19 protein-coding genes and 1 pseudogene are annotated in these 22,356 nt (G+C 39.9%); 19 read left to right on the top strand and 1 reads right to left on the bottom strand.

Annotation, left to right across the window (positions count from 1 at the left end; all coding sequences use genetic code 11):
* Positions 1 to 76 precede the first annotated feature (76 nt).
* The 19 genes from D8844_RS09810 to rfbB all read left to right on the top strand — a co-directional run bounded on the left by D8844_RS09810 (position 77) and on the right by rfbB (position 22,109).
* The gene (locus D8844_RS09810) at positions 77 to 2,044 is read left to right on the top strand and encodes a peptide ABC transporter substrate-binding protein (protein WP_125413573.1); all 1,968 of its coding nucleotides are present in this window, start codon (positions 77 to 79) and stop codon (positions 2,042 to 2,044) included.
* Positions 2,045 to 2,190: 146 nt separating this feature from the next.
* The gene (locus tag D8844_RS09805; RefSeq protein ID WP_125413572.1) at positions 2,191 to 4,152 is read left to right on the top strand and encodes a peptide ABC transporter substrate-binding protein; all 1,962 of its coding nucleotides are present in this window, start codon (positions 2,191 to 2,193) and stop codon (positions 4,150 to 4,152) included.
* Between the two features lie 191 nt (positions 4,153 to 4,343).
* Positions 4,344 to 5,789 carry an LCP family glycopolymer transferase CpsA gene (gene cpsA, locus D8844_RS09800; RefSeq protein ID WP_125423756.1) on the top strand — a complete coding sequence of 482 codons (1,446 nt, stop codon included), beginning with the start codon at positions 4,344 to 4,346 and terminating at the stop codon, positions 5,787 to 5,789.
* Between the two features lies 1 nt (position 5,790).
* A complete protein-coding gene (gene cps4B / locus D8844_RS09795; protein WP_049520843.1) occupies positions 5,791 to 6,522 on the top strand; it encodes a capsular polysaccharide biosynthesis protein Cps4B in 732 nt (243 codons plus the stop codon).
* A gap of 8 nt (positions 6,523 to 6,530) precedes the next feature.
* Positions 6,531 to 7,223 carry a capsular polysaccharide biosynthesis protein CpsC gene (cpsC, locus tag D8844_RS09790; protein WP_000664126.1) on the top strand — a complete coding sequence of 231 codons (693 nt, stop codon included), beginning with the start codon at positions 6,531 to 6,533 and terminating at the stop codon, positions 7,221 to 7,223.
* 9 nt (positions 7,224 to 7,232) lie between these two features.
* The gene (locus D8844_RS09785) at positions 7,233 to 7,925 is read left to right on the top strand and encodes a tyrosine-protein kinase (protein ID WP_125423753.1); all 693 of its coding nucleotides are present in this window, start codon (positions 7,233 to 7,235) and stop codon (positions 7,923 to 7,925) included.
* A gap of 22 nt (positions 7,926 to 7,947) precedes the next feature.
* Positions 7,948 to 9,315: a sugar transferase gene (locus D8844_RS09780; protein WP_084880417.1), complete on the top strand. Its 1,368-nt coding sequence runs from the start codon at positions 7,948 to 7,950 to the stop codon at positions 9,313 to 9,315.
* Between the two features lie 30 nt (positions 9,316 to 9,345).
* Entirely contained in the window at positions 9,346 to 10,518 is a 1,173-nt protein-coding gene (gene cps2T / locus D8844_RS09775) for a beta 1-4 rhamnosyltransferase Cps2T (protein WP_125423750.1), read from the top strand.
* A gap of 3 nt (positions 10,519 to 10,521) precedes the next feature.
* Positions 10,522 to 11,673: a glycosyltransferase family 4 protein gene (locus D8844_RS09770; protein WP_125423747.1), complete on the top strand. Its 1,152-nt coding sequence runs from the start codon at positions 10,522 to 10,524 to the stop codon at positions 11,671 to 11,673.
* An 8-nt stretch (positions 11,674 to 11,681) separates the two neighbouring features.
* Complete coding sequence (locus tag D8844_RS09765) at positions 11,682 to 12,683, top strand: glycosyltransferase (RefSeq protein ID WP_070567284.1); 1,002 nt, start codon at positions 11,682 to 11,684, stop codon at positions 12,681 to 12,683.
* A gap of 14 nt (positions 12,684 to 12,697) precedes the next feature.
* Entirely contained in the window at positions 12,698 to 13,699 is a 1,002-nt protein-coding gene (gene wefC, locus D8844_RS09760; RefSeq protein WP_125423744.1) for a receptor polysaccharide phosphotransferase WefC, read from the top strand.
* Between the two features lie 34 nt (positions 13,700 to 13,733).
* The gene (locus D8844_RS09755) at positions 13,734 to 14,696 is read left to right on the top strand and encodes a glycosyltransferase family 2 protein (RefSeq protein WP_070567281.1); all 963 of its coding nucleotides are present in this window, start codon (positions 13,734 to 13,736) and stop codon (positions 14,694 to 14,696) included.
* Positions 14,697 to 14,741: 45 nt separating this feature from the next.
* Entirely contained in the window at positions 14,742 to 15,902 is a 1,161-nt protein-coding gene (locus D8844_RS09750) for an O-antigen ligase family protein (RefSeq protein ID WP_125423742.1), read from the top strand.
* Positions 15,899 to 17,311 (top strand): flippase, encoded by a 1,413-nt coding sequence (locus tag D8844_RS09745; protein WP_125423739.1) that lies wholly within the window; start codon positions 15,899 to 15,901, stop codon positions 17,309 to 17,311. The genes D8844_RS09750 and D8844_RS09745 overlap by 4 nt, the downstream gene beginning before the upstream one ends.
* 9 nt (positions 17,312 to 17,320) lie before the next feature.
* Complete coding sequence (glf, locus tag D8844_RS09740; RefSeq protein WP_061588750.1) at positions 17,321 to 18,424, top strand: UDP-galactopyranose mutase; 1,104 nt, start codon at positions 17,321 to 17,323, stop codon at positions 18,422 to 18,424.
* 27 nt (positions 18,425 to 18,451) lie between these two features.
* Positions 18,452 to 19,504, top strand: coding sequence for a glycosyltransferase (locus tag D8844_RS09735; RefSeq protein WP_125423736.1), 1,053 nt, complete (start codon positions 18,452 to 18,454; stop codon positions 19,502 to 19,504).
* Positions 19,505 to 19,580: 76 nt separating this feature from the next.
* Positions 19,581 to 20,450 carry a glucose-1-phosphate thymidylyltransferase RfbA gene (gene rfbA, locus D8844_RS09730; RefSeq protein WP_125423733.1) on the top strand — a complete coding sequence of 290 codons (870 nt, stop codon included), beginning with the start codon at positions 19,581 to 19,583 and terminating at the stop codon, positions 20,448 to 20,450.
* Complete coding sequence (locus D8844_RS09725; RefSeq protein ID WP_125423730.1) at positions 20,451 to 21,044, top strand: dTDP-4-dehydrorhamnose 3,5-epimerase family protein; 594 nt, start codon at positions 20,451 to 20,453, stop codon at positions 21,042 to 21,044.
* A gap of 18 nt (positions 21,045 to 21,062) precedes the next feature.
* Positions 21,063 to 22,109 (top strand): dTDP-glucose 4,6-dehydratase, encoded by a 1,047-nt coding sequence (gene rfbB, locus D8844_RS09720; protein WP_061588752.1) that lies wholly within the window; start codon positions 21,063 to 21,065, stop codon positions 22,107 to 22,109.
* A 141-nt stretch (positions 22,110 to 22,250) separates the two neighbouring features.
* Here rfbB and D8844_RS09715 read toward each other — a convergent pair.
* Positions 22,251 to 22,356: pseudogene (locus D8844_RS09715) on the bottom strand (IS200/IS605 family transposase); the annotation flags it as partial.

The following is a 22,356-nucleotide window of genomic DNA, read 5'->3' as shown; positions in this document are numbered from 1 at the left end:
AAATCTGTCGAAAGTTCTTGCTTTTATGAAAAAATAGGGTATAATGGTGAAAACACTATCTTTAAGGAGATTACTTATGAAATCGAAAAAGTGGCTCTTAGGAGCAGGTGCTGTTTTGAGTGCAGCCCTACTGTTAACTGCTTGTGGGCAAAGTGAAAAGAAAGCGGATGCTCCCAAAACATTCTCTTATGTCTACGCTATGGATCCATCTTCTTTGGACTATAGTGTGACGAGCAAGAGCTCAACCTCTGACGTTATAGCAAACGTTGTTGATGGTCTTTTGGAAAATGATAAGTATGGGAACTTAATTCCATCACTTGCAGAAGACTGGTCTGTTTCAAAGGATGGTTTGACTTACACCTACAAACTTCGTAAGGGTGTAAAATGGTATACTTCTGATGGAGAAGAATACGCTGAAGTTAAGGCCAAAGACTTTGTTACTGGGCTTAAACATGCTGCTGACGGAAAATCAGATGGTCTTTCTTTGATTCAGGATTCTATCAAAGGTTTGGCAGAGTATGTTAGTGGTGAGAGCAATGATTTCTCTACCGTAGGAGTTAAGGCTGTTGATGATTACACGGTAGAATACACGCTCAACAAACCAGAAAGTTTCTGGAACTCTAAGGTCACAACTGCAACCATGCTTCCAGTTAATGAAGAATTTTTGAATTCTAAAGGGAGCGACTACGGTGCACCAACCCCATCAGGTATCCTATATAATGGTCCTTATTTCTTGAAATCATTGACTTCAAAATCAGTCATTGAATATGAAAAGAATCCAAACTACTGGGATAAGGACAATGTCAAGATTGACAATATTAAACTAACTTTCTACGATGGATCAGACCAAGAATCCTTGATTCGTAGCTTTACACAAGGTTCTTATACAACTGCCCGTCTCTTCCCAACAAGTTCAAATTTTGAGTCAACTAAACAAGAGTACGGAGATAAGATTGTTTACAGTCCACAAGAAGCGACTAGCTACTACCTCACTGTTAACGTAAACCGCCAATCTTATAATAAAACAGCCAAAACAGACGAGGCTCAAAAAACTTCAACGAAAGAAGCTCTTCTCAACAAGAACTTCCGTCAGGCGCTGAACTTTGCTCTTGATCGTCATTCTTACACTGCTCAGTTGAATGGTGAAGAAGGTGCGAACAAGATTATCCGTAACAGCCTAGTGCCACATGACTACGTTCAAGTGGGTGAAAAAACCTTTGGAGAGTTGGCACAGGCAGAGCTCGTTTCATATGGAGACCAGTGGAAAGATGTAACCCTTACAGATGGCAAGGATACGATTTACAGTCCTGAAAAAGCTAAGGCAGCCTTTGCTAAAGCCAAGGAAGAATTGCAAGCCAAGGGGGTTACCTTCCCAATCCATTTGGATATCCCGGTTGAACAAACAGATGTAATCGCGGTTCAACAAACCAACTCACTCAAGCAGTCTATCGAATCATCACTTGGTACTGAAAATGTCATTGTCGATGTCCTTCAAATGACCGATAATGAGAAATTGAGCATTACATCTCAAGCCAAGGTTCCATCCCAAAAAGACTATGACTTGAACGGAACTGGTTGGGGACCAGATTATCAAGACCCAGCTACCTACCTCAACATTCTTGATGCTAAGAAGGGTTCTGCCCTTAAACACTTGGGGATCAAGCGCGGACAAGATCCAGAAGTGATGGCTCAAGTTGGACTGGACGAATACAAGAAACTCTTGGATGATGCTGCAGCTGAAACCAGCGACCTTAACAAGCGTTATGAAAAATATGCTAAAGCTCAAGCTTGGGTATCGGATAGTTCACTTTTAATCCCAGTTGCTTCTTCAGGTGGTTCTCCAACGGTTAGCCGTACTGTACCATTTACAAAAGCATACTCTCAAGTCGGAATCAAGGGAGACCCATTTGTGTTCAAAGGTTTGGAGTTGCAAAATGACGTTGTGACTGCAAAAGAATACGAAGAAGCCTTCAAGAAATGGCAACAAGAAAAAATCGAGACAAATGCCAAATACCAAAAAGAACTTGAAAAACACGTCAAGTAATCTATAAACAGAAAAGGAAGTTGCAGGAAACTGTGCTTCCTTTTTGTTTTGAGACACCAGTTGTCATAAAGGCAGTAACTTTACATTTTTGAATAAATTTGATAAAATATGGTTATGTTATAAAAACTGACATAAAGGAGTGAATGATGATCAAACTGAAAAAAAGACTAATCGGGACAGGTCTTGTCTTAGCGACAGGGATTTTGCTCTCGGCATGTGGACAGTCCAATACAGATACTAGCACTTATTCATCAACATTTAGTGCGAATCCAACAACTTTTAACTATCTCCTAGATTATTATGCAGATAACACTGCCGTTATTACCAATCTCGTAGATGGTTTGTTAGAAAATGACAGCTATGGGAACCTCGTACCTGCTCTTGCGGAGGATTGGTCTGTTTCAGCAGATGGTTTGACTTATACCTACAAGCTTAGAAAAGATGCCAAGTGGTATACAGCTGACGGTGAGGAATATGCTTCAGTCAAAGCTCAGGATTTTGTCACTGGGATCAAATATGCCGCGGACAATAAGGGGCAAGCCATGGATCTGATCCAAAATTCAATCAAGGGATTGAATGACTATGTGACGGGTGTGACCAATGACTTTTCAACTGTCGGTGTCAAAGCCTTGGATGATTACACAGTCGAGTACACTTTGACTCGACCAGAACCGTATTGGAATTCAAAGACAACCAATAGTATCCTTTTCCCAGTCAACGAAGAGTTCTTGAAATCAAAGGATAAAGATTTTGGTACCTTGACACCAGACAGTATCCTTTATAATGGTCCATATCTGTTAAAAGATTTCACATCAAAATCTTCGATCGAATATGTGAAGAATCCACACTATTATGACCATGATAAAGTAACCATTGAAAAAGTTAAGTTAGCTTACTTTGATGGGTCAGATCAGGAGATGACCATTCGAAACTTTGAAAGTGGTGCTTACTCGATTGCAGGAGTCTATCCAAATAGTTCGAACTATGCTAAGACAAAAGAAAAATACCAAGACAATATCGTCTATAGCTTACAAGACAAGACATCTTGGTACTTTAACTTTAACGTCAACCGCAAAACCTATAATCATACCGCTAAAACAACGGACGACCAAAAGAAATCAGCTCAAATAGCTATCTTAAATAAAAATTTCCGTCAGGCTATCAACTTTGGAATTGATCGAACAGCCTACTCTGCTCAATCTAACGGTGAAGAAGCAGCGAGCAAAACCCTTCGTAATACTCTGGTTCCCCCAACATTTGTCCAGGTGGGAGATAAGACCTTTGGAGAAGTAACAGCTTCTAAGCTTGTGAACTACGGAACTGAGTGGTCAGGTATCAATTTGGCAGACGCTCAAGATGCCTACTTCAACAAGGAAAAGGCCCAAGCAAAATTTGCGGAAGCTAAAAAGGAATTAGAAGCCCAAGGCGTGACTTTCCCAATCCATTTGGATGTCCCTGTTGATCAGACGAATAAAAATGCGGTCTCTGGTATGAACTCGGTTAAACAAACCCTTGAAACAGTACTAGGTTCTGACAATATCGTCATTGATGTTCAACAGCTTTCTACAGATGACTTTGGAAATGTTGCCTTCCTAGCACCAAATCCAGCAGCTCGTGACTACGACCTAAACTTTGATGGTTGGGTTGGTGATTACCAGGATCCATCAACTTATCTAGACCCCTTCAATGCTGAAACTGGCTTCTATCTCAAGATTTTTGGTCTTGATGCCAAGGAAGACCAAGAGCTCATTAAGAGTTTGGGGCTCGATACCTATACACAACTCCTGAAAGAAGCAGATGCTGAGAACAAAGATGTCGCTAAGCGCTATGAAAAATACGCTGAAGCTCAAGCTTGGATGATTGACAATTCTCTAGTCATGTCTGCTATGTCAAATGGCGGTACAGCCTCTGTAACCAAAGTAACTCCGTTTACACGTGCCTACTCCCTAGTAGGTATCAAGGGTGACGGAAATAATTATAAGTACATGAGATTACAAAAAGACCCTGTTACCAAGAAACAATTTGATGAAGCCAAGGCTAAGTGGGAAGAAGAAAGTAAAAAGGCTATCGAAAAGAGCCAGAAAGAGTTTGAAAACCACGTAAAATAAGATCACAGACAAGGTTGCCCCTGAGCGCCTTGTCTTTTTGTGTAGAATGGCATTCGGAACTTTGCTCATATTTTAGAGTAACTTAATAGAACAAAAGCGAATGAAAACGCTGAAAATAGCAAGGATGGATGGAATTTCCATCATGATTGTGATATAATATTTATAACTATTAACGTGTATAGGGGATTATCATGAGTAGACGTTCAAAGAGAGCTCGTTTAGGGAATGTAAAACGAAATATTAATATAGTTTTATCAACCATTTATTTATTATTGAGTGGTTTTTTGCTGTTCTTAATTTTTAAACATAATATCTTAGCTTTTCGGTACCTCAATATCCTTACGGCGGTTCTTATTTTTATTTCTGCTGTAATTGCAATCCTTCTGATAGTGTATAAAAAAGCCGAGAAGTTTACGGTTTTCTTTTTGACACTTGCTATCGTAGTTAGCTCCGTTTCTCTCTATGCTTTGCAACAGTTTGTCGGTTTTACCAATCATATCAATGCGACCTCAAACTACTCAGAGTATTCGATGAGTGTGGTCGTTTTGAAAGATAGTGAAATCAATAATGTGACCCAGTTGGATAGTGTAACAGGTCCGACTGAAACAGATAATGATAATATCCAAAAGTTGGTGGCGGATATTAAGACGACACAGAGTAAAGACTTGACAGTTGAACAGAGTACTTCTTATCTAGCAGCTTATAAGAGTCTGCTTTCTGGCGAAACGAAAGCAATTGTCTTAAATAGTGTTTTTGAAAATATCATTGAAGCAGAGTATCCAGATTATGCTTCAAAAATCAAAAAAATCTATACAAAACAATTAACTAAGGATGTAGCGGCACCAAAGGTATCAAAGAATAAAGCTTTCAATATTTATGTGAGTGGTATTGATACCTATGGTCCGATTAGTTCCGTTTCGCGTTCAGATGTAAACATTTTGATGACTGTGAACCGAGATACCAAGAAAATCCTTCTGACTACAACACCCCGAGATTCCTATGTTCCGATTGCGGATGGGGGAAATAATCAAAAGGATAAGTTGACCCATGCTGGAATTTATGGAGTGGACTCGTCGATTCATACCTTGGAAAATCTCTATGGAGTGGATATTAACTACTATGTTCGCTTGAACTTCACTTCTTTCTTGAAATTGATTGACCTTTTAGGTGGCGTTGATGTCTATAATGATCAGGATTTCACTTCTTTGCATGGCAAGTACCATTTCCCCGTTGGGAATGTCCATCTAGACTCTGAGCAGGCTCTTGGTTTTGTTCGTGAGCGCTACTCTCTAGCAGATGGAGATCGTGACCGTGGTCGGAACCAACAAAAGGTTATTGTAGCTGTTATTCAGAAGTTGACGTCAACCGAAGCTTTGAAGAACTATGACAATATCATCCAAGGATTGCAAGATTCTCTTCAGACCAATATGCCTTTGGAAACCATGATGGATCTAGTCAATACTCAATTGGAGAGTGGTGGGAACTACAAAGTCAACTCTCAAGACTTGAAGGGAACTGGACGCACGGACCTTCCTTCATACGCTATGCCAGATAGTAACCTCTACATGATGGAAATCGATGAAAGTAGCTTGGCTGCCGCCAAAGCTGCTATCAATGATGTGATGGAGGGCAAGTAGCATGATAGATATCCATTCGCACATCGTTTTCGATGTGGATGATGGTCCAAAGTCGATAGAGGAAAGTAAAAAGCTTCTTAGAGAGGCCTACAGTCAAGGAGTACGAACAATTGTTTCCACTTCGCATAGACGAAAAGGGATGTTTGAAACTCCTGAAGAAAAAATCGCAACCAATTTTTTGAAGGTGCGAGAAATGGCTAAGGAAGTTGCGGATGACTTAATCATTGCCTATGGGGCAGAAATTTACTATACGCCGGATATTGTTGAGAAGTTGGAAAAGAAATTAATCCCAACCCTCAACGATAGTCGCTATGCTTTGATTGAGTTTAGTATGAATACGCCCTATCGAGAGATGCATAAGGGGCTGAGTAATATTCTAATGTTAGGCATTACACCCGTCATTGCCCACATTGAACGTTACGATGCTTTAGAAAATAATGAAAAGCGCGTGCGAGAGCTGATTGATATGGGATGTTATACTCAGGTTAATAGTTCTCATGTCTTGAAACCTAAACTCTTCGGAGAAACTTATAAATTCATGAAAAAGAGAGCCCAGTATTTCTTGGAACGAGATCTGGTTCACGTGATAGCAAGTGACATGCATAACTTGGATCACAGACCTCCTCATATGGAGGAAGCCTATGATATCATTGCTAAAAAATACAGTGAAGATAAGGCTAAGGAACTTTTTAAGGATAATCCCCGAAAAATAATAATGGATCAATTGATTTAGGAGAAAAAATGAAAGAACAAAATATGATGGAAATCGATGTATTTCACTTGCTTAAAATCCTTTGGAAGCGAAAATTGTTAATTGCTTTGGTAGCATTCGTGACAGGGATAGTAGCATTTGCCTATAGTAGTTTTATTGTGAAGCCGGAGTTTACGAGTACGACCCGAATTTATGTGGTCAATCGTAATCAGGGAGATAAGCCTGGCTTGACTAACCAAGACTTGCAAGCAGGATCTTATTTGGTAAAAGACTATCGCGAAATCATTCTCTCGCAAGACGTTTTAGAGAAGGTTGCGACTGATTTGAAACTAGAACTCCCTCCAAAAGGTCTAGCTAGTAAAATCAAGGTAACAGTTCCAGTGGATACGCGTATTGTATCGATTTCTGTTACAGACCGTGCACCTGAGGAAGCTAGCCGTATCGCCAACTCTTTGAGAGAGGTTGCGGCTCAAAAGATCATCAGCGTCACTCGCGTTTCGGATGTGACAACACTTGAAGAAGCACGCCCTGCAACATCGCCATCTTCACCAAATATTCGTCGCAATACCATGGTTGGATTCCTTGCGGGGGCGGTTGTGATGGTTGTCACAGTTCTCCTTGTTGAGCTCTTGGATACACGAGTGAAACGTCCAGAAGATATTGAGGACGTGATGCAAATTGCACTATTGGGAGTAGTTCCAAATTTGGATAAATTGAAATAGGAGAGAAAAATGCCAACGTTAGAAATTGCACAAAAAAAATTAGATTTGGCAAGAAAAGCAGAAGAATACTACAATGCCCTTCGCACCAATATTCAATTGAGTGGGAATAACTTGAAAGTGATTTCCATTACCTCTGTCAAACCAGGAGAAGGAAAATCAACAACTTCTACCAATATTGCTTGGGCTTTCGCGCGTGCGGGCTATAAGACGCTGTTGATTGATGCGGATATCCGTAATTCAGTAATGTCAGGTGTCTTTAAATCACGGGAAAAGATTACAGGCCTAACAGAGTTCTTGTCAGGCACAACAGACCTATCACAAGGTTTATGTGAAACCAATGTTGAAAATTTGTTTGTCATTCAAGCGGGTTCTGTATCACCAAACCCAACAGCTTTGTTACAAAGTGAAAATTTTGCGACCATGATTGACACCTTACGCAAGTACTTTGACTACATCGTTGTAGATACTGCTCCGATTGGAATTGTTATCGATGCGGCGATTATCACGCAGCAGTGTGACGCTTCTGTTTTAGTAACTGCGGCTGGTGAAACAAATCGTCGTGATGTCCAAAAAGCTAAAGAACAACTCGAACAAACAAGCAAACCATTCTTAGGAATTGTGCTTAACAAACTCAATACTTCAGTTGAGAAGTATGGATCATATGGGGCTTATGGCTCCTATGGGAATTATGGCAAAAAATAATAAATAGTTTAGGGAAGATATTATGGAAGAAAAGGGATTGAAGATTACTTTGGCGACAATCCAGAGTTTTCTTGTCATTTTATTAGCTTATTTACTTAGTTTTGTTAAGGAAACAGAGATTGTAAATACTTCTGTTATTATCTTGTTCATTCTTCATTTTTTTATTTTTTATATCAGTGATTATGGGCATGATTTTTTTAAAAGGGGTTATTTAGCAGAGTTTATCAACACTGCAAAGTACATTGTGTTCTTTGCTTTAGCTATCAGTATTTCGAATTTTTTCTTAGAAGATCGTTTTAGTATCTCTAGACGAGGAATGATTTATTTTTTGACAATACACTCTATTCTGTTGTATTTGTTGAATCTATGCATTAAACGCTATAGAAAAAGCATCTTTCCAAATCTCAAGGGGAGTAAGAAGATATTCTTGATAACAGCGACCTCTAGGGTTGAAAAAGTCATCGATAGGCTGATAGAGTCGGGAGAAATTTTTTGGAACTTGGTGGCAGTCAGTGTTTTAGACCAGCCTGATTTTCAGCATCAATCCTTAACGGTTGTACCTGCTGAGAATATCTTAGACTTTGCTACTCATGAAGTTGTCGATGAGGTCTTTATCAATCTACCAAGTGAAGAGTACGACATCGGGGAGTTTATCTCACTTTTTGAGACAATGGGAATTGATGTTACAGTTAATCTGAATGCTTTTAATAACTATCTAGGTAGTGATAAAAAGATTCGTGGGATGGCAGGGCTGAATGTTATCACGTTTTCTACAAAATTTTATAAGACCAGTCATGTCATTGCTAAACGGTTCATTGATATTGTCGGTTCGATTGTCGGCTTGATTATTTGTGGTTTGGTGAGCATTGTTTTGGTTCCGATGATTCGACAAGATGGTGGGCCAGCGATTTTTTCTCAAACGCGTATTGGAAAAAATGGTCGACATTTCACTTTCTATAAATTTAGATCTATGTGCGTGAATGCTGAGCAGCGGAAACAAGAACTTTTGGCGCAAAATACTATGCAGGGGGGCATGTTTAAGGTCGATGATGATCCCCGTATCACTCCAATTGGTCGCTTTATTCGTAAGACCAGCCTAGATGAGTTACCGCAGTTTTGGAATGTTTTAATGGGAGATATGAGTCTGGTCGGAACCCGTCCCCCAACAGTGGATGAGTATGAGAAATATACTCCTGAACAAAAACGTCGATTGAGTTTTAAACCTGGGATAACAGGCTTGTGGCAAGTCAGCGGGCGAAGTGAGATCAAGGATTTCAATGAAGTTGTTAAATTAGATGTGGCCTATATTGATGATTGGACTATTTGGAAAGATATTGAAATATTGTTAAAGACCGTTAAAGTTGTATTTATGAGAGATGGGGCGAAGTAATTTCTGCCCTTCAGTCCTGTTAGGAGAGAAATGAAACAGTCAGTTTATATTATTGGTTCAAAGGGGATTCCTGCTAAGTATGGAGGATTTGAAACCTTTGTTGAAAAATTAACCGAATATCAAAAAGACAGCAACATACAATACTATGTTGCTTGTATGCGTGAAAATTCTGCCAAGTCTGGTATTAAGGAAGACCAGTTTGAGCACAATGGAGCCATTTGCTTCAACATCGATGTACCCAATATCGGACCGGCCCGCGCCATCGCTTACGATATTGCAGCGGTCAACAAGGCTATTGAATTGGCTAAGGAGAACAAGGACGAGGCTCCCATTTTTTACATTCTAGCTTGTCGCATCGGTCCTTTTATTTCTGGACTTAAGAAAAAAATTCGTGCGATTGGTGGCTCTTTGCTGGTGAATCCTGATGGTCATGAATGGTTGCGAGCAAAATGGAGCCTTCCAGTTCGTAAGTACTGGAAATTTTCAGAGCAGCTCATGGTCAAACATGCAGATTTACTGGTCTGTGACAGTAAAAACATTGAAAAATATATCCAAGAGGATTATAAGCAGTACCAACCAAAGACCACCTATATTGCCTATGGGACAGATACAGCTCCTTCAATCCTGAAAGCAGAAGATGCCAAAGTTCGAGATTGGTATAAGGAAAAAGAAGTTAGCGAAAATGGCTATTATCTAGTAGTGGGACGATTTGTTCCTGAAAATAACTACGAAGCCATGATTCGTGAATTTATCAAGTCCAAGTCCAAAAAGGACTTTGTTCTCATCACAAATGTGGAGCAGAATAAATTTTACGACCAGTTGTTACGGGATACTGGTTTTGACAAAGATCCTAGGGTCAAATTTGTCGGTACTGTCTATGACCAAGAGTTGCTCAAGTACATCCGTGAAAATGCCTTTGCCTATTTACATGGGCATGAGGTTGGAGGAACCAACCCTTCTCTACTGGAAGCTTTAGCATCCACAAAACTAAATTTGTTGCTAGATGTTGGTTTTAACCGTGAGGTTGGTGAAGACGGGGCCATTTATTGGAAAAAAGATGAGTTGGCACGCGTCATTGAGGAAGTAGAGGGATTTGATCAGGTAGTGATAGCTGACTTGGATTTCAAGTCAAGCCAAAGAATTATCACAGCTTTCACATGGGAAAAGATTGTGTCAGATTATGAAGAAGTGTTTAAAGGATAGGGAATGAAACGGATTTTATACTTGCATGCTGGTGCAGAAATGTATGGAGCAGATAAGGTTTTATTGGAATTGATAAAAGGATTGGATTCCAAAGAATTTGAAGCTCACGTCATCTTGCCAAATGACGGTGTTTTAGTCGAGGCTTTGCGCCAAGTTGGAGCTAAGGTCAGCGTGTTGGATTATCCGATTTTACGTAGAAAATACTTTAATCCTAAAGGCATTGCCGACTATATTCGCTCTTATAATTTCTATGCTAAGCAAATCGCCCTCTATGCTCGAGAACACAGTATAGATATGGTTCACAATAATACAGCGGCTGTTTTGGAGGGCATCTATTTGAAACGCAAGCTCAAGCTGCCTTTGATTTGGCATGTTCATGAGATTATCGTCAAACCCAAAGCTATTTCTGACTTTATCAATATGCTCATGGGACGATATGCAGACAAGATTGTGACGGTGTCCCAAGCGGTCGCTAATCATATCAAGCAGTCTCCCTTTATCAAAGATAGCCAAGTGGAAGTGATTTATAACGGTGTCGATAATGCTGTCTATTATCCAATGGATGCGTCTTCTATTCGTGAAAAATTTGACATTGCGCAAGATGCACTTGTGATTGGCATGATTGGTCGGGTCAATGCTATTAAAGGACAAAATGATTTCATAGAAGCAGTCGAGCCACTTTTGGAAAAGAATGAGCAAGCGGTGGCTTTCCTGGCTGGAGGTGTTTTTCCTGGTGAAGAATGGCGCTTAGAAGAACTAGATAAGAGAATAGCTTCTTCATCTGTTGTGTCACAAATTCATCGTATTGATTACTACGATAAGACTTCTGAACTTTATAATATGTTTGATATCTTTGTCTTACCAAGTATAAAACCTGATTCCCTACCTACAGTAGTCCTAGAAGCCATGGCTTGTTCAAAACCAGTTGTTGGTTATAACAATGGGGGAATAGCTGAAATGGTAGTAGATGACAAAAGTGGTTGCTTAGTCAAACCAAATTCTCCTCAAGAACTGTCTAATGCCATTTCTCTCTTACTAGATAGTTCTGAAAAAAGAGAAAAATTTGGGCGAGTAGGATATCAGAGACAAAAAGAGCTGTTTTCTTTGGAGAGTTACATCAAGAACTTCTCGGAATTTTATGATAATTTACAATAAGGGGTATAATGGAAAATTTAATCATTTTAGACAGTGAGCTACAAAAAAAGAATGAAGAGTATTACCAATCTCTTCATGGCGGGAGCCGAGTAGTTTATACCAACTATGAAAGTCCACTTATAAGAAGAGTACGTAATTTCAAATACATCGGTAGTGCTTTGTATCATTTTTTAATGTGGAAAATGTCCTATGATTATGCTCGGAAATTCATAAAATATGATGTCAAGAAAATTATTTGTGTAAATCCTCTTGTAGGTATCTTTTTAGGAATTTTAAATAAAAGTGGCAAGGAAATTACATTAGCAGGGTTTTTGTTTGAGAATAAGAAAAATAAAATCTATTATTATTTACGAAAGCAACTTGTGAAAAAGTCTTTCCAGAATATCAGTAATATCATAGTCTATGGTTCAAAAGAAATTCATTATTATTCGGAACTCTTTCCAGAATTTCAGGAGAAATTTAAATTTATTCATTACGGCTTAGATTATGATAATCAACTAACTTATCAAGGTTCTTTACCAACTAAGTATATCTTTTCAGGTGGAGGTAGTAACCGAGATTATGAGACTTTAGTCAAGGCAGTAGAGACTTCAACCCTTTCAATGCCGTGTGTGATTGCAACTCAGCCATGGAGAGTTCCTACGCATGGTTCAAACATTCAAGTTTTATCTGATGTAGTAGTAGAAACCTTTGGAGATGTATTAGCTAAGTCCGATTTCCTTGTCCTATCGTTAAAAGATATTGATTTATCCGCTGGTCATATGGTTATGCTTCAAGCAATGTCTCTAGGAGTTCCTATCATTGTGAATGATATTCCCTCTGTTCGAGATTATGTTGATGAATCTCTGGTGACTTTTTATCCTTCAGGGGATTTTGAGGCACTAGCACAGCTAATGGAACATTTCAATCCTATGGTTGATGATATTATTCAAAAAGTTGATAAAGCAAAGGCACTATACTTTGAACAATATACCTCTATAAAATTGATGGATAGACTATTGAATTTTTAAATAGGAGAGACTGAATGGTAGAAAAGATTGATTTTGTTGTCGCATGGGTTGATGGGAATGATTTGGTTTGGAGAGAAAAGAAAGCCCAATACGATGGCTCAATAAACACTTTTAAAGAGGGTATGAACTCAGAGAAATCCTATCGTGAATGGGGAACTTTTAAGTACTGGTTTAGGGGTGTGGAAAAATTTGCTCCTTGGGTCAATAAGGTCTACCTCGTGACCGACCAGCAAAAGCCAAGCTGGTTAGATATAAATAGTGAAAAATTGGTGTTGGTAGATCATACAGAGATTATCTGTAATGACTACCTGCCAGTTTTTTCTGCCAATCCTATCGAAAGTAACATCCATCGAATCCCTGGTCTCTCAGAGCATTTTGTTTTTTTTAATGACGATATGTATTTGACGGCTCCAGTTGAGCCGATAGACTTTTTCTCGGAGGATGGTTTGCCAAAGTATGTTACAGCTTTAGCTCCTATTACAACGGAGAGATATGGAACTGGTCATTTCCAAATGAATGATATGGGAATTATCACTAGTCATTTTTCGAAGAAAGAAATTTTAAATAATGGTCACTTTTTTTCCTTTCAGCATGGGATTAAACAATTAATCAAGACTTTACTTTATGGGACTACTAAGTTTATCTGTGGTTTCTGGGAGAGTCACCTGCCCTATCCCCTACTAAAATCAACAATGGACTTGGTATGGGAAAAGGAAAAAGCAGTTTTGGAGACAACCTCAGCGAGTCGCTTCAGAAGTCCCTCTGATACCAATGTTTGGCTCTTTAAATATTGGCAGATCGCTAGTGGTCAATACGCTATCGGAAATCCTAAGTTAGGGGGACTCTTTTCTTTGGATAATGCCGGACCAGATTTTTGGAAGCTACTGAATTCTGGTAAATACCAAATTATGTGTATCAATGACGGACACAACGTTCAAGATGAGGAACAGGTGATGACAGACTTCGTCAAGGCTATGGACCAACTGCTTCCAGATAAAAGCTCATTTGAGATTTAAACTGAAAAAATAAGTAAGAGAAAGAAAAGGAAATATGATTTCGGTAATTGTGCCTGTTTACAATGTGGAGGACTACCTTCATTATGCCATGGAGAGTTTAGAAAATCAGACTTACAAGGATATGGAAGTCCTCTTGGTCGATGATGGATCGAGTGATGGATCAGGTCTCTTGTGTGACCAGTATGCCCAGCAGTATGATTGGGTGACTAGCTACCACAAGGTCAACGGTGGTTTATCTGATGCTCGCAACTATGGGGTTTTGAAAGCCAAGGGTGACTGGATCACCTTCCTAGATCCGGACGACTATTTAGAACCTTACGCCTTGGAACTGTTAGCAGAGCTACAAGGTCGGACCCAAGCAGATATGGTTAGTGGTAAAGTAGAGCCGACAGCCTACTATCATCGTTATCAGAATTTTCACTTGGATCAGATTGATCTAGACCAGGTTAAAGTCTATGATAAGGCGAAGGCTCTGACTGAGATGCTCTACGGAGACCTTGTGACGGTCTCTGCTTGCGGGAAACTCTATCGGAAAGAACTTCTGGAGAAAGCTCCCTTCCCCAAGGGGCGCATCTACGAAGACCTCTATGTCATCAGTGAGCATCTCAACCAAGCCCAATCTGTGGCCTTGTTTCATCTTCCGATTTACCATTATTACCATAGACCGGGTAGCATTACTGCCTCGGCCTTCACGCCTAAACAATATGAGTTTTATGAAGCAATCGATCATTTAAAAGAGGTTGTGAATGCAACCTATCCTGAGAATTCGGAACTCCAAGCAGCCATTATTTCTCGCTTCTTTACAGGAAGTCTTCTTATCTTTACGATGATTCGTGACGGAGATCCAGCAGAGTTCAAGCGACTTCAGGAGAAGACGAGACCCTATTTGCCTCTTGTCTTGAAGAATGCTAGAGTTAGTAAGAAACGTAAGATTCTCTATGTCTTGATTAGCAGGTATCCACGCCTCTATTATTACTTTAAAAAGTGGAAAAAATAAACGACTGAATGAAAAAAGTTCAGAAATTAGAAAAGGAAAATGAAGATGTTAAAGATAGAACGTGATAAATTGCTCGTGACAGCAGTTTTATTTGTGATAATTTCTATAGATATGATAAACACTTCAATGTTAGCACCTGTATTACCTAGTATACCTAATTTTGTTCCTTTCTTTGCAATCATGTTACTAGCTGTGCGTTTTTTATATATTCGTAGCTATTCTTTGAGTTTTTTAATATTTGCACCTACCCTCATTTTAGTTGGAAGTATGGTTTATTATAAGGCAGGAAACTTAAATGGTTTAATGTTTTTGCTGTTGATTGTTTTTCTTTATAAAGCAGATTTAGAGTCGATACTTAAAATTTATACTTGGACGAGTTTATCTTTTATAGTGTTTATTATTTTACTATCGTTAGTCAATGTTATTCCTAATTTACAGTTTGTTCAAACTCGCCCCGTGGGAGTGGTTGTACGTAACTCTTTTGGTTTTATCTATCCAACAGATTTTGCCTCGCATTGTTTCTATCTCTTTACTGCTCTGTCCTATCTTCTGAGAAAGAAGTTTATCTTACTAAGAACCCTATCAGGTGTAGCCTTGGCGGCCTTTATTATTTATTATTGTGATGCCCGTTTAAATGCAGGCTCCATCTTAGCAGCAACAGGAATTTTTCTATACTTTTATTATCGTAACAAGACTGAATGGCGCTTATTTGGCCTACTGCCTTTTTCGGCTGGTATCGCTTCTTCGGTCATGATTTATCTATCCAACAAGTTTAGTTGGTCTCATCCAATATATGTTTCTCTGAATAACTTTTTCGGAATGCGATTGTATTTGGGACATGAAGCGCTTAAGAAATATGGCGTACAGTTATTTGGAATTCGTGGAATTTCCTTTGTTGGATATGGAGGAAAGACAGAAACGGTTTTGAACTATGACTATGTAGATTCGTCTTATGTACAAATGTTATTTACTTACGGTTTGATTCCAGTTGTTATGTTGGTATGCCTATACATGGTTCAGTCTTGGACTCTCTATCGTAGGAAGAACTATTTATTGTTAACCTGCCTGGCCTTAGTAACAGTCAATTGTATGTTTGAGGCCTTCTGGGTTCGTCCATCATACAATATTTTTATGTTCCTTCTTTTTGCTACCATCCCAGCGATGGAATTTGAAGGAGAAAAATTTGAGATGGGGGAAGCCGTGTGAGAGTTTTAAAAAATTACTTGTACAATCTGTCCTATCAGTTACTTGTCATCGTCCTACCAGTGATTACAACTCCCTATATCACCCGAGTTTTCTCTTCGGATGATTTGGGGTCTTACGGATACTATAACTCTATCGTGACTTATTTTATCCTACTAGCGACGCTGGGAGTAGCCAATTATGGGACCAAGGAAATTTCCGGCCATCGTAAGGAAGTTGAAAAGACCTTCTGGGGTATTTACAGTTTACAAGTCCTTTCAACCTGTTTAGCGGTTATACTTTATATAATTGTTTGTTTGCTTGTACCGTCAATGAACAATCCAATTGCTTATATTCTTGGCTTTAGTTTGCTGTCTCGTGGTTTTGATATCTCTTGGCTCTTTCAAGGGTTAGAAGATTTCAAAAAAATCACTGCTCGTAACACAATGGTCAAACTTCTAGGTGTTGTATCGATATTCCTATTTGTTAAGAAACCATCTGACTTGTACTTGTATATCATCCTCTTGGTTGCCTATGATCTACTAGGTCAGTTGAGTATGTGGCTTCCTGCTCGGGAGCACATTCGCAAGCCGCATCTGGATATAGCCTATGCCAAAGAGCATATCAAACCAGTCATTCTCTTGTTTCTGCCACAGATTGCCATTTCGCTCTACATCACGCTAGATCGCACTATGTTAGGTGCCTTGTCTTCGACCAAGGATGTCGGGATCTATGATCAAGCCTTGAAATTATTGAATATTTTGTTGACCTTGGTAACTTCGCTAGGTAGTGTCATGTTGCCTCGGGTCTCCAATCTCCTCTCATCAGGCAATCAAAAGGCGGTTAACAAGTTACATGAAATGTCTTTCTTAGTGTATAACTTGGTTATCTTCCCGATGATTGCGGGGATTTTGATTGTTAACAAAGATTTTGTTAATTTTTTCCTGGGGCAAGACTTCCAAGATGCTCGCTATGCGATTGCCATCATGGTCTTTAGAATGTTCTTTATTGGTTGGACCAATATAATGGGAATTCAAATCTTGATTCCTCACAATAAGAATCGTGAATTTATGCTATCAACAACTATTCCAGCTGTTTTTAGTGTGGGCTTGAATCTCCTCTTAATCCCGCCTCTGGGCTATATTGGAGCTTCAATTGTATCTGTTGCGACTGAAGGTTTGGTCTGGCTGATTCAACTCTACTTTACACGTTCGTATCTAAAAGAGGTCAAGATTCTACCATCCATGCTAAAAATACTTCTAGCAGCACTACTGATGTACGGCGCCCTGTATTCTGCACAAGCTTTCATGCACTTCTCGTCTGTTGTGAATGTCTTGATTTATGCTGCCCTTGGCTCCCTAGTCTATGGCGGCTTGGTTTTGCTCTTACGTGTCTTGGATTTTCAAGAACTAAAAAGTGTTTTAAAGAAATAAGGAGATTTTATGTACGATTATTTGATTGTCGGTGCTGGCTTGTCAGGTGCAATCTTTGCCTACGAAGCTAACAAACGTGGCAAGAAGGTGAAGGTGATTGATAAACGAGAACATATTGGTGGGAATATCTATTGCCAATCTGTTGAAGGAATCAATGTCCACAAGTATGGGGCTCATATCTTCCATACATCTAATAAAAAGGTATGGGAATATGTCAATCAGTTTGCGGAGTTTAACAATTATATCAATTCTCCTATTGCCAACTATCAAGGACATCTTTACAATCTGCCTTTCAATATGAACACTTTCTATGCTTTGTGGGGGACAAAGACACCCCAAGAAGTCAAGGACAAGATTGCTGAGCAGACGACACACATGCAAGATGTTGAGCCTAAAAACTTAGAGGAACAAGCCATTAAGTTGATTGGTATGGATGTCTATGAAAAGCTAATCAAGGGCTACACCGAAAAGCAATGGGGGCGTTCTGCTACTGAACTACCACCCTTTATCATCAAGCGTTTACCTGTTCGATTGACCTATGATAACAATTATTTCAATGACCGTTACCAAGGAATTCCGATTGGTGGTTACAATGTCATCATCGAAAAGTTGTTGGAAGGAATCGAAGTAGAGCTTAATACAGATTTCTTTACTGATCGGGAGAACTTGGAGGCTTCAGCAACTAAGATTGTCTTCACAGGGATGATTGATCAGTTCTTTGACTACAAGTTTGGTGAACTAGAGTATCGTAGTCTCCGTTTTGAGCATGAGATTTTGGATCAAGAAAATTATCAAGGAAATGCTGTAGTCAACTATACTGAACGTGATATTCCCTATACGCGAATCATCGAACACAAACATTTTGAGTTTGGGACTCAAGCCAAGACCGTTATTACTCGTGAATATCCAGCAGATTGGAAAAGAGGAGATGAACCTTACTATCCAATCAATGATGCCAAAAACAATGCAATTTATGAGCAGTATCTAGCAGAAGCTGAGAAAAATGGGCGAGTTATTTTCTGTGGGCGCTTAGCAGATTATAAATACTATGATATGCACGTGACTGTTGAACGTGCATTGGATGTGGTAGAAGAAGAACTAGGGAGTATCTAAGAACATCACGGATAAAGGGGAGAAAAGGTGAAATATTATCTGAAGGATTCATTTCTGCATAATGCACACGAAAAGAATGCAGGGAGTAAGGCACGAAATGACGTGGAAACTATTCTAATCTCAGAGGGTTATGAGGGGTTGGAGCTCAAGGTTGAGAATTGGTATAAGATGAATTTCTTTAAAGCTCAACAACACAAATATCGTGCGACCAAGTCTGTGTTTGATCAGTTGGGAGCCGGAGATGAATTGGTGATTCAGTTCCCTATTATCCACCATACATTTTTCATCTCACAACTCATTAAGCAGGCGCAAAAGAGAGGAGCAAAATTCTATCTTTTGATCCATGATATTGAAACCTTGCGTCATGCAGCAGGTTCGGAAGTGAAATTTCGTCATAAAGTGCGCAATTACTTCCAAGAAAAGAAAGCTTTGATGTCAGTGGATGGCATTATCGTTCATAACGATATCATGAAGAAAGTTCTGGTAGGTCAAGGAGTGCCAGCAGATAAAATGGTTAGCTTGGAAATTTTTGACTATCTGATTCCTAACTTTGAGGTACAAGCTCTTCCTCAAAAAAACCAACCTATTATCGTAGCTGGAAATTTGAACCCTGCAAAGTCAGGTTATCTTTATAACTTGCCAGACCAGCCCGCCTATAACTTGTATGGGGTGGGCTACGATGAAAGTCGTGCATTGAAAAACACTAGCTACTTTGGTTCCTTTATGCCAGATGACCTCCCAGCTGCTCTTGAAGGTAGTTTTGGTTTGGTATGGGACGGAGACAGCTCAGAAACCTGCCAAGGTTCTTACGGAAACTATCTACGCTTTAACAACTCGCACAAGGCCTCTCTCTACTTAGCTTCAGGTTTTCCCCTAATAGTCTGGAAAGAGTCGGCTCTCGCACATTTTGTTCTGGATAAACAGTGTGGTCTAGCAGTTGATTCTCTACACGACCTCCAAAAAGTACTAGATGATTTGACACTTCAAGACTACAAGGAACTTTCAGAACAAGCTAGGAAAGTTGGAGCTGCTCTTCGAGACGGAGCCTATTTAAAAGCTGCCTTATCCAAATTGAAGTAAATTCCTTAGGGAATTTGGGACAAAATGAAATATAATATAGGATAGGATAGGTAATTAGCTAGAAAGGAAGCCTATTATGAAAGGTATTATTCTTGCAGGTGGTTCGGGAACGCGCCTGTACCCACTTACTCGGGCTGCGTCAAAACAGCTGATGCCGGTTTATGATAAACCCATGATTTACTATCCATTGTCAACCCTGATGTTGGCAGGGATTAAGGACATTTTGCTCATCTCAACGCCACAGGATTTACCCCGTTTTAAGGACCTGCTCTTGGATGGTTCCGAATTTGGGATCAAGCTTTCCTATGCGGAACAGCCTAGTCCCGACGGACTTGCTCAGGCTTTTCTTATTGGTGAAGAATTTATCGGCGACGATAGTGTTGCTTTGATCTTGGGCGATAATATCTATCATGGGCCTGGTTTGAGCAAAATGCTTCAAAAGGCAGCTAAGAAAGAGAAGGGTGCGACTGTGTTTGGCTACCAAGTGAAGGATCCAGAGCGTTTTGGTGTGGTCGAGTTTGATACAGACATGAATGCTATTTCCATAGAAGAAAAACCGGAGAATCCTCGCTCTAACTATGCAGTGACAGGTCTTTATTTCTATGACAATGACGTTGTGGAGATTGCCAAACAGATAAAACCAAGTGCACGTGGTGAGTTGGAAATCACAGATGTCAACAATGCTTATTTGAAACGTGGAGATCTTTCTGTTGAGGTGATGGGCCGTGGTTTTGCTTGGTTGGATACTGGGACACATGAGAGTCTGTTAGAAGCATCCCAATATATCGAAACGGTTCAAAGGATGCAAAATGTTCAGGTTGCCAACCTAGAAGAAATTGCCTACCGAATGGGTTATATCAGCCGCGAAGATGTGCTGAAGTTGGCGCAACCTCTCAAGAAGAATGAATACGGGCAATACTTGCTTCGTTTGATTGGAGAAATCTAGATGACAGATAATTTTTTCGGCAAAACACTTGCAGTGCACAAGATTGATTCCATTCCAGGTTTGTTAGAGTTTGACATTCCAGTTCATGGTGACAATCGTGGCTGGTTTAAGGAAAATTTTCAGAAAGAAAAGATGCTACCACTTGGTTTTCCTGAAAGCTTCTTTGCTGAAGGGAAACTGCAAAACAACGTCAGCTTTTCTCGCAAAAATGTTCTCCGAGGACTCCATGCTGAACCTTGGGACAAGTACATCTCAGTAGCAGATAGTGGCAAGGTTCTGGGTTCTTGGGTTGACCTACGTGAAGGTGAGACTTTTGGAAATGTTTATCAGACCGAGATTGATGCAAGTAAGGGAATCTTTGTCCCTCGCGGCGTAGCCAATGGTTTCCAAGTCCTCTCGGATACAGTTTCTTATAGCTATCTGGTCAATGACTACTGGGCACTTGAACTCAAGCCTAAATATGCCTTTGTCAACTATGCAGACCCAGCCTTGGGCATCCAGTGGGAAAACCTAGCAGAAGCAGAAGTTTCGGAAGCAGATAAACATCATCCCCTACTTAAGGATGTCAAACCACTAAGAAAAGAAGATTTGTAAAAAAGTTAAGGAATAAAAATGACTGAATACAAAAATATCATCGTGACAGGTGGAGCTGGTTTTATCGGTTCTAACTTTGTTCATTATGTTTATAATAACTTTCCAGATATTCATGTGACAGTGCTGGACAAGCTGACTTATGCGGGGAATCGTGCCAATATTGAAGCAATTTTAGGTGATCGTGTTGAGTTGGTTGTTGGAGATATTGCAGATGCAACCTTGGTCGATAAGCTAGCTGCTCAAGCAGATGCCATTGTTCACTATGCGGCAGAAAGCCATAATGACAACTCGCTCAATGATCCGAGTCCATTTATCCACACCAACTTCATCGGGACTTATACACTTTTGGAAGCGGTTCGTAAATACGACCTTCGTTTCCACCATGTGTCAACTGACGAAGTCTATGGTGACCTACCTCTGCGTGAAGATTTGCCAGGTCATGGAGAAGGTCCAGGTGAGAAATTTACGGCTGAAACTAAGTACAATCCCAGCTCGCCTTACTCATCAACCAAGGCGGCTTCAGACTTGATTGTCAAAGCTTGGGTGCGCTCATTTGGTGTTAAAGCGACTATTTCTAACTGTTCAAACAACTATGGTCCTTACCAGCATATCGAGAAGTTCATTCCGCGCCAGATCACCAATATCTTGAGTGGTATCAAGCCAAAACTCTATGGTGAAGGTAAGAATGTCCGTGACTGGATTCACACCAATGACCATTCATCAGGTGTTTGGACGATTCTAACCAAAGGTCAAATCGGGGAAACCTACTTGATTGGTGCGGATGGTGAGAAGAACAATAAGGAAGTCCTAGAACTCATCCTCAAGGAAATGGGGCAACCAGCTGATGCTTATGACCATGTGACGGACCGAGCTGGTCACGACCTTCGCTATGCTATCGATGCTAGCAAGCTTCGTGATGAACTAGGGTGGAAGCCTGAGTTTACCAACTTTGAAGCAGGTCTCAAAGATACCATCAAATGGTACACAGACAACCAAGACTGGTGGAAATCTGAAAAAGAAGCAGTCGAGGCTAACTATGCCAAGACGCAACAAGTCATTAACTAATCATAACCACCCGTCTAACGGGTGGTTTGCACCAGGGCTATAAGCCCAAATCACCAGCCAGCGCCTAAAGGCGCTGGCTTTCACGTTGTTCAAGCCTCATTGCTCTTGACTCGTCACTTGCCTCTTAAAGAGGCTTTAGTATTACTTACCACTATCCCTAAAGGGATCCTCATATTCTTTTACACTTAATTTATCTAGTGCTATATCATGCTTTTCCTGTTCTTGAATATATTTCTTAATTGTGGCT

Origin of the sequence: Streptococcus oralis (assembly GCF_003942875.1) — a bacterium.
GTDB classification, from domain to species: domain Bacteria; phylum Bacillota; class Bacilli; order Lactobacillales; family Streptococcaceae; genus Streptococcus; species Streptococcus oralis_BX.
Note: the sequence above shows the minus strand (reverse complement) of the source record. Positions and strands in the feature narration are given on the sequence as shown.